2 protein-coding genes are annotated in these 2,225 nt (G+C 64.3%); both read right to left on the bottom strand.

Annotation, left to right across the window (positions count from 1 at the left end; all coding sequences use genetic code 11):
- Window positions 1–685 (bottom strand): alpha/beta fold hydrolase (locus LQ220_RS24715; RefSeq protein ID WP_230190618.1); only part of this gene is annotated, 685 nt, incomplete at its 3' end.
- A gap of 52 nt (window positions 686–737) precedes the next feature.
- Window positions 738–2,225, bottom strand: a 1,488-nt coding sequence (locus tag LQ220_RS24710) for a long-chain fatty acid--CoA ligase (RefSeq protein WP_230190617.1), incomplete at its 5' end; no start/stop codon positions are given.

The following is a 2,225-nucleotide window of genomic DNA, read 5'->3' as shown; positions in this document are numbered from 1 at the left end:
AGACGATGAGGGTCGGGCTTGCGAGCCTTTCGAGCCCCTGTTTCCAGAGATGGTCCTTGGGGTGCGCCATCAAGGTGCGCAGGGGCGGATTGGCGACCGTCTCGGGCAGCGAGGCGATCCTGAGGCGTTCCTCCAGCAACTCCGATGTGATCGATGAGCGGTCGTAAACCAGCAGGTCGGTGACCCGCGCGAGCTTTTCGAGCGTCGGTCCCTCCCCGCCATAGAAGTCGAGCATGCGCTGCAACCCTTCTGTCGGGAACGGCGACAAGGTCGGCAGACCGCCACCCGGCCCCATCAGGATCAGCTTGTCGACCCGCTCGGGGGTGTCGAGCGCCAAGCGCAGGGACGTCATGCCGCCCAGCGAGTTACCCACCAGGCTGGCAGTTTCTATGCCGGCATGGTCCATGACATCGCGCACCGAATTGGCGAGCGCGACGATGAGGCCGTCAGGCTGAGCGCGCGGCGCGGACTGGCCATAACCTGGCAGGTCAAGGACGATGACCCGGTTGCGCCGCGAGAGCGGGCCGATATTCTTTCGATAATTGCTGTAGCCATAGGCGCCCGGACCACCGCCGTGGATCAGGATGATGGCCGGTCCTTCGCCCCAGCTATCCCAGCTATGGTAGTGGACGCGGCCATCGGCGGCATCGGCGAACCGGCTTTCGGGCGCCAGGGTATCGGTCATTATCGTCTCCAGATGTAATGGGGTATGAAGGTGAGGTTCGCCGGGACCGCCCTCAGGCTGCCGGTTCGGCAAGCATTTGGCCGTATCTGTCGCGGATCGCCTTCTTGTCGATCTTGCCAGTGGCTGTGAGCGGGACTGTGTCGATGATGATGCGGTCGGGCATCCACCATTTGACGATGCGAGGTTCCAGCCAACTGCGCATCGCCGCGTCCGACACCGATCCTTCTTCCAGGGGTTCGACGAGCATGATCGGGCGTTCCTCCCATTTGGGATGATGCACCCCGGCCACGGCAGCCACCTTCACGCCTGGACACCCGGCCGCGATATTTTCCAGATCGATCGAGCTGATCCATTCGCCGCCCGATTTGATCACGTCTTTCTTGCGGTCGGTGATCCGCATGAAGCCGAACCGGTCGATGGTGGAGATGTCGCCGGTGTCGAACCAGCCTTCGCTATCGGTTGCCGAAGCTTCGGTGCGATAATAGCGCTCCAGCACCCAGGGTCCGCGCACCATCAAGGCACCCGATGCTTCGCCGTCATGCGGCAGGTTATTGCCGTCCTCATCGACGATCTTCATCGCGATACCGAACATCATCCGGCCTTGCCGGGTCCAGATGGTTTCGTTCTCCTCGTCCTTGCCCAACGCGGCCAGCGCGGGCGTGGGCGTGGAGACGACGCCGAGCGGGCTGGTCTCGGTCATGCCCCAGATCTGCTGCACCACGACGCCGAGCTTGTCGAACGCCACCGCCATGTCGCGCGGCACGGCCGAACCGCCAATGATCACCCGTTGCAGGCTGCCCGGCGTCTCGCCGGTTCGCGCCAGATGATCGAGATACAGCGTCCAGATCGTCGGCACGCCGCCCGAGAAGGTGACGCCTTCGCTCGTTATGAGTTGCTGCAGGCTGGCGCCGTCGAACCTGTCGCAGGGGAAGACGAACTTCACACCGTTGATCGCACCCGCAAAGGGCAGACCCCAGGCGGTCGCGTGATAGAGCGACTGGCACGGCATGACCACGTCGAAGGCGGAGAAGTTGAGCGCGCCGCTCAGGCCCGCCGCCAGCCCGTGCAGCACGACCGAACGATGCGAATAGAGCACCCCCTTGGGATCGCCCGTCGTGCCCGACGTGTAGCACAGGAACGCGCCCGCATTCTCGTCGAACCGCGGCCAGTCAAAGTCTCCGGCCTCATTGGCGATCAGGCGCTCATAACAGCCCCAGCCGTCGATCGCGCGATCGGGGTCGCTCAGCAGGACGTAATGCTCGACCGTCTCCAGCCGGTCCCGGATCCGGTCGACGATCTCGACCATGTTGCGATCGAGCAGCAACACCTTGCTGCCGGCATGGTTGATGGTGAAGACGAGATGGTCGTCGGGCAGGCGCGGATTGGCGGTATGCAGCACCGCCCCCATGCCGGGCACCGCGAAGAACAGCTCGAAATGCCGATGCGTGTTCCACGCCAACGAGCTTACGCGATCGCCAGGTGCCACGCCTAGCCGGACAAGCGCATGGGCCGCTTGGGCCGCGCGCGTCCAGGCCCCTGC

The sequence above is a fragment of the Sphingobium sp. CECT 9361 genome, assembly GCF_918741285.1.
In the GTDB taxonomy this organism is placed as follows: Bacteria; Pseudomonadota; Alphaproteobacteria; order Sphingomonadales; family Sphingomonadaceae; genus Sphingobium.
The sequence above is the reverse complement of the archived record's forward strand: the minus strand, read 5'-3'. Positions and strand labels throughout refer to the sequence as shown.